This window comes from Sphingobacterium sp. UBA7253 (assembly GCF_002472745.1).
GTDB classification, from domain to species: Bacteria; Bacteroidota; Bacteroidia; order Sphingobacteriales; family Sphingobacteriaceae; genus Sphingobacterium; species Sphingobacterium siyangense.
This window is the reverse complement of record NZ_DKSP01000184.1, coordinates 6771-13397: the sequence shown is the minus strand read 5'-3', so window position 1 is coordinate 13397 and position 6627 is coordinate 6771. Positions and strand designations below refer to the sequence as shown.

Here is a 6627-nt window from a genome sequence, read left to right as displayed (position 1 = left end):
AACAGGATTCCAGCGCTCATCAACATGTTTGCTTTCTTGTGCCGTCTGTTCAAACTCGTCATACAGTGAACTGGACAACGGTTCTCCATTGCCTTCTCCTGCCCCTGAAAATTCAACTTTCTTGGTATTGCCGGTCAATTCCAATCCTAACTTACTGGGTTTGATTACAGCTTTGCCTTTATAACTCAAGGTATACGTCGGTGCACCTGATGCATCCAGTGAAAACTGAAGTTTCAATTTTCCCGAAGGCGAAAGCAGCTCTTGGGCTTGCAGTCCCAAAGTGATTAAAAATAAACTCATCAAGAGCGTCGTTTTCTTCATTTTTTATGATAATTAGTGGATTTTTATATTTTTCGCATTTCGATTATCCGTCAACTTAACGATACAGCTCCCCTGTTGGGCATCCCATGTCCAACTGGACTCATTTTTCTTTATCGTTGACGTTTGATTATTGTCCGCCACAGCATAGGGTATGGTCTTACCATCAATGGTGACGACATTGGGCTTGCTTTCAAGATGATAGCTTAAGTAGAGCTGTCTTCCTTTGGCAGGTATGTAGCCTTTATCCTGGGGCTGAATCGCTGTTTCAAAATCTCTTTCTGCCAGGGTTGTGCAGGTAAAGCGTGTCGTAGCACCAATACCTTTGAGATAATCCTGTGTCTCACCATCGTCTTCATAAAGTTCAAATGTAGCGGACTCTCCTTCATAATTGGGGAAGATATGGATATAAAGCGGATGTATTGGATCCTGACCGATATATTGCATGATCGGCATCATGGGTACGATAGCACCTTTTTTGACAAACATCGGAATTCGATTCAGAGGTGCTCGGTAGGCAATCTGCTGCCCACCCAGATATACCGTCTTTTTGTCGTTAAAATCAATCCATTCGCCATCGGGCAGATAGAGTTTTTTGATCCGTTCGCCTTTTTTCAGTACAGGGGCCACGAGGATTTCCTGTCCAAACATAAACTGATCATTGATCCCGATAACTTGGTCGTCTTGTGGAAATTCCATAAACAAGCCCCTTAATATAGGTAGACCTGTCTGATGCGCTTTGTACGCATGGGAATAGAGATATGGAAACAGTTGATATTTGAGTTCAATGGCTGTCTTGGCATTTTTTTCGGCGACCTCACCAAATAACCAGGGTTCGACCGCATTGTTGCCTTCGTGATGGGCACGGCTCAATGGATTAAAAATACCAAATTGCATCCAACGTGTATACAGCTCCGCCATAGCAGGGTAGTCTGTAATGTCTCCACAGTAACCTGAAATATCTGTCGTCCAGAATGGAATACCGCCAAGCCCCGCCGATAATCCGACCGCAACCTGATTGGCCAATTGACTCCAGCCTTCAGTCACTTCGGTTCCACTGCCACTATCGCCAGACCAACCAAAGGTATAGCGCTGAAGTCCAGCATATGCTGCGCGTGTCATCTGAAAGATCCGCTTGTTGGGATTACGCTTGTCAAACTGCTCTTTCACCACCTTATCCCAGGTAAGACCGTATACGTTGTGGATCTCGGCATGCATGCCTAACTGGTGTTGCATATGAAGTCTATCAACATCCTCTTCATTGCTCCAGGCAGGCTCCCCCATATCTGTCCAGAAACCACTCACACCATCGGCTAGGGGCTTCTGCTGGAGCTGCCCCCACCAGTCGGCCACAGATGGATTTGTAAAATCAACGACACCACAATTACCACCCCATGGCCAAGGCATATCATAAGATGTACCCGTACGACGGTCCTTGACAAAATATCCTTTTTGATGGGCCTCCTGCCACTGACTCTTATTTGATTGCGACACCACTGGATCTTGTGAGAGAATCATCTTAAAGCCTTTTTCATTCAGCTTTTTGAGCATTCCTTTAGGATCTTTATAATTTCCTTTACGCCAGTTGAAATCTTGCAGTTCCTGTGTCCAGCCTATATCCTGATAGATGATATCACAGGGAATTTCCCGCTTTCGAAATTCGGAAGCGATCTCCAAAGCTTGGTCTTCCCGTGTATAAAGTCCACGGCTCTGTGCAAAACCAAACGCCCACCTCGGTGGCATGATCGGTTTCCCAGTCAATGCGATATATTGCTGTTGGATCTCTTTATAATCCTTTCCATAGATAAAATAGTAGATGAAGGGACCATCTGGTGCTCCAAAGGAATAGGATTCTGTACTGCTGGTTCCAAAGTCAAAAGCTGTTTTATAGGTATTGTCCAAAAAAATACCATAATGGTAGCTGCTCATGAAAAAAGGAATACTCTTATACAATGGATCTTCTTGACTGCTATAACAGGGTTTGTCGCTATTCCACATCTTGTAAGACCGGCCTCTTCGATTGAGCGGCCCAGTCTTTTCGCCTAGGCCAAAGAATTGTTCATCGGGACGCAGTACTTTATGTGCCACCGTCTTGGTACCGCTCGTGCTGTGCCCAAGACTTTTATAATCACTGAAAACCAACTTTTGCCACTTATCGTAAATCAGCAATTGCATGGGATTCTTGTTGAGACGGACACGCAGCTTTCCGGTGAAGATTTCGAAGGTTGCCGGTTCGTTATTCACCTTGATTTCACCGATGTCTTCAAGCTGTTCATGAACTACTGCAAAGGAAGAATTCTTCCTTTGCAATGTGCCGCTGACATCATACCATATCCGAACAACAGAACTGCTGCAAAAATAAAGCTCCAACTTAGCGCCGTCGCTGCAATTGAAAGTCACCTTTCGCCCCTCGATCTGATAATCTTGGCATTGTGTCGCTTTCATCATCTGCCCTGCTGCTCCATGAACGATGGAGATCAGGCAAAACAGCATCAAATAAAAAGATTTTAGTTTATGCATAATAGGTTTTTAATATTCGATCACAACCATGTCCCAATACTTGAGCCCCGGCAGATCTATGGTCAATTTATTTCCTGTCTGCGCTTTAGTAAGCGGAATAGCGACGCCCCCTTGCATATCGGGCGATGCCAGCCATACACGCTTGACAGTACGTGTCACGTCGAGCTTGATCTGTAGGCCATCGATACTGGAGGGTTCCTGTTGGGTCCCATTGGTATCACGCCATTCCATAGTATTGGCATCCTTAAAATTGATCAAATGGATTACATCGCGGTTAGCAAAATATCGCCCATAGCTTGTAATACTGCCTGATCTTGCTTTACCATTACTGATAGTCAAAGCGTTTGTACCGGTGACACTAAAGACCGCGGCTGTACCACCATCTCGCAATACGTTTTGGTAAGCGACCATAAAGTCATAATATTGGATCAGCTTTTCCTTTGTTGTTCCTTTAAGCTGCAGGTTGTTATTTGCAAAATATTCATTGGTCAAATAATGTTCTCCCATTTCAAGGTGAGCCCCTCCATTGGCAAAGATGACCGCATTGGTCAGCAACACGCCTGGCTCATTGACAAAGCCTGCCTGATTGGACTTAGCATAGTTCATATAAGCTGCTAATACGGTATTCTTATTGTAATTGCTAAAACGGTCATTGTCTTGAATAATTTTCACCAATTCATCGTATGATTTGTTAGGATCCCAAACTTCGGTATATAAAAAATCAACAGCAGATGGTGCTATCCCAGACTCCTGACCGTATTGATTAACTGCATTCATCACGTGATACTTGCCCGGAAAAGCCTTCTTTGACGCTGCTATGAATGGGGCGTAGCGCTGCTCTAGTTTCACTTCTTTGCCAGTATAGTCATATAGTTTTCCGCGGTCTCCCAACTGATCAATATGATAGCCGTCAAAATTATAGACCGCAAATACATCTTGATGTCTTTTGTTAATGTAGGTCTGCCAGTCGGAGTTGCCGGGATCGACCAAATAGATATTGCTGCGAAAGGGTGCATTCAACGAATGCCTATCTTTCTCCTGATGTTGATTATCCTTAAAAAGGTACCATTGTTCGGATACCCCATCACTTGCCGCATTGGACAAAGCGCCATACAACAAGTTGTAGAACATCGCTTTCATCCCTTTATCATGAGCGGCCTGAATATAGCCATCCACGGTAGATTTGTAATTAGTCCGGCCGATGAGATCCAGCCAGGAATCAGCCGGATTGGATACTGAACCGGCCAAAGGTTTATGCTGATCCATCTGCCAGTCATAAAACTGGATTCCATTAATATGGAAACGGTTGAGCGTTTCGACATTGCGTTGTATTACCTGCTGATCAAGGCGATCGTAATTGGATACAAATCCATACCGTGGAAACTTGCGCCAGTCAGAAGATACATCAACGGCTATGCTGTAGAGCGGCTTTTTAGTTGTATCATCAGTTTTAAAAAGATAGACCATGTAGCCCCGAAAGTCTGTTGTAGGTGGTGTCCAGGTCCAGCTCAGCTGCGAAAGCGGCTCCTCTTTGATCAATTCGCCCAGATAGGTATAGGCGACACTCAAATTATTGTCGGAGATGGCAGCTGTAAATGTGATCTTTTCCCCAGGTTTATAAACAGCTTTATCTGTATTGATGACAGGCTTAAAATAGGTCTGCCCATAGGTGATCGGGTCTTTTTCAATATCGTAATAGTTGTTGCAGCTCGCGCTTAGAAGGATTCCGCCGGCAACCACAAGTCTGAATATTCGTTTCATCTGTAAATAATTATATCATGCACACAGAAGCTTATTAATTTCCTCCATTTTGTTGATGGAGGAAAAAGCTTAAGATTGATTTATTGTTTGATAATTGTGACTGTTTCCTGTAGCTGATCCAGTATGATACTGTATGTACCCGCAGTGGTCACTTTCCACTTATTATCTGGATTAGAGCCAGACTTGCTAAAGATCATCTGCTCGGTCTGCCCTGAGGGTGTCCTGCCATTTTGTGAAGCCAAAAACCATGCGCCATTCCAATCGGCCTGTTTATCGCAACTAAACTTTAATTCACCGGCTTTAAGTGTTCCAGACCAGGTAAACCTGTGGGGTGTATCACCCTTAACCATTGGGGTTGCTGTGGCAATATCCCAACCATTGGGTGTCGCATCGCCCACAAGATAAATAGCCGGAAACGATGTAAAAGGAGCAATGGTAATTTTATTGGCCCGTAGATCCAGTCTGATCTTATAGATTCCTTTATTAATCCGCCATTTATAATCATTCTTATTTTCACTTTCGGACCACTTGACGACAGGTAGGTCTGTTCCAACGCCTTGTTGATCTGTCTCTGGGCGCAAAAAGACAACGCTTGGATCAAAATCTGGCTTCGTTGCAATCTTAAACTCGTCGGTGCTATTATTAGAATTCAATACGGCATGATAGGTAAAAATAAAAGGGTCATTCGGGTCTTTCACCATAGGCTGAAAGGACCAACCGGTAAAGCCACCCACAAACCACAGTGCATCATACATAGCTCCCTCAATTTCAGTAATGACAATAGATCGATCGATCAGATTGACTTTGACTTGGTATAGTCCAGATTTGGCAACGGTAAATGGAACATCGTAGGGATCTGACTCCGACTCACGATAATAGAGCTTTTCATTATTTGTTCCTTTGTTGTATGAAGGTGTAAAATTGCCCAAGGTGCTGATAAACTTAAACTCGCCCCGGCTCAGTACACCTTGCCATATAAAGGCTCCTGGCGTACCCTGTATCGGATTCATCCTGCTGGCTTTGTTCGCATCCCAGCCGTTGCTTGTTGCGCTACCAAGGATATAGAGTGTTTCGGTAACCGGCTTGTAGGTTTTGATCTTTAAACTAATTATTTGAGACAACTGTGTTGCGCTTTGTCCGTCTTGGGTCTCTGCTATGACACGCGCTTCCAGCTGTGCTCCGCTTCCTGCTGTGATGCCAAGCTTTTCAATCAACAATTGATTAAAATCTTTGGTAACATATCTTTGTGACCGCAATCCTTTCTCAAAAGTACTGTTAATGGAAGGCTTAAAATCCTTACCTTTTTCACCGATTTCAAGGGTATACTTGATGGCTGCATTCGTTCCAAAATTAGAACCCGAAGTCCAGTCGAATACTACAGCTTCCTGCTCCGGGGCGGCAACATTCAATACAATATCTGATGTTGAGACACTGAGTTCTAAGGGACCATCGGGATAGATGACATTGCCAAAATCGTCTTTACAGGACTGACAGAACAAGGACGAGATCAAGATCAAATTGATAATATAATATAGTCTTTTCATCTTTTTAAATTTGTTAGTTGGTTAATTACCAAAATGGATTTAATAACCGGGATTCTGCTTCAAATTTGGATTGGCGTCAATCTCAACTTGAGGAATGGGTAACAACAAATGTTTTGCGGTGGCATTGAGCTTGCCGATGCTGTGCAGAAAGTTAAGCGCATACTGCCCGTTGTCCCAGCGAATCATATCAAACCAGCGTTGTCCTTCAAAAGCAAGTTCTATTCTTCTTTCGTGACGGATTTTTTCACGCATATCAGCTTGGGAAAGCCCTGTAATTGACTTTTTGTCGGTCAAACCTGCTCGTTGTCGCACCATATACAGGGGATCCACCGCTTGAGCCGTATTGCCGAGTTCATTGAGTGCCTCGGCTTTCATCAATAGCACGTCTGCATAACGTAACACAACGATATTGGCCGCATTGGTATTGTAATCGGGTGAAATGGACAATGGAACCAAAAATTTGCGCACGTTATATCCTGTGGAC

At 43.9% G+C, this 6627-nt stretch carries 5 protein-coding genes; all 5 read right to left on the bottom strand.

Going from position 1 to position 6627, the window contains the following annotated elements; translation table 11 throughout:
* Positions 1–321, bottom strand: a 321-nt coding sequence (locus B2X72_RS18720) for a glycoside hydrolase family 97 N-terminal domain-containing protein (protein ID WP_286851035.1), incomplete at its 3' end; no start/stop codon positions are given.
* 12 nt (positions 322–333) lie between these two features.
* Complete coding sequence (locus B2X72_RS18715) at positions 334–2838, bottom strand: glycoside hydrolase family 31 protein (RefSeq protein ID WP_198386060.1); 2505 nt, start codon at positions 2836–2838, stop codon at positions 334–336.
* A gap of 9 nt (positions 2839–2847) precedes the next feature.
* Positions 2848–4599: a glycoside hydrolase family 66 protein gene (locus B2X72_RS18710; protein WP_088160823.1), complete on the bottom strand. Its 1752-nt coding sequence runs from the start codon at positions 4597–4599 to the stop codon at positions 2848–2850.
* A gap of 80 nt (positions 4600–4679) precedes the next feature.
* Complete coding sequence (locus tag B2X72_RS18705; protein WP_088160822.1) at positions 4680–6143, bottom strand: SusF/SusE family outer membrane protein; 1464 nt, start codon at positions 6141–6143, stop codon at positions 4680–4682.
* 39 nt (positions 6144–6182) lie between these two features.
* Positions 6183–6627 (bottom strand): RagB/SusD family nutrient uptake outer membrane protein (locus B2X72_RS18700; RefSeq protein WP_286851034.1); only part of this gene is annotated, 445 nt, incomplete at its 5' end.

Excerpts from the sequence above, each read along its gene's own strand:
- B2X72_RS18710 (WP_088160823.1), bottom strand. The coding sequence starts at position 4,599 with ATGAAACGAATATTCAGACTTGTGGTTGCCGGCGGAATCCTTCTAAGC.
- B2X72_RS18715 (WP_198386060.1), bottom strand. The coding sequence starts at position 2,838 with ATGCATAAACTAAAATCTTTTTATTTGATGCTGTTTTGCCTGATCTCC.
- B2X72_RS18705 (WP_088160822.1), bottom strand. The coding sequence starts at position 6,143 with ATGAAAAGACTATATTATATTATCAATTTGATCTTGATCTCGTCCTTG.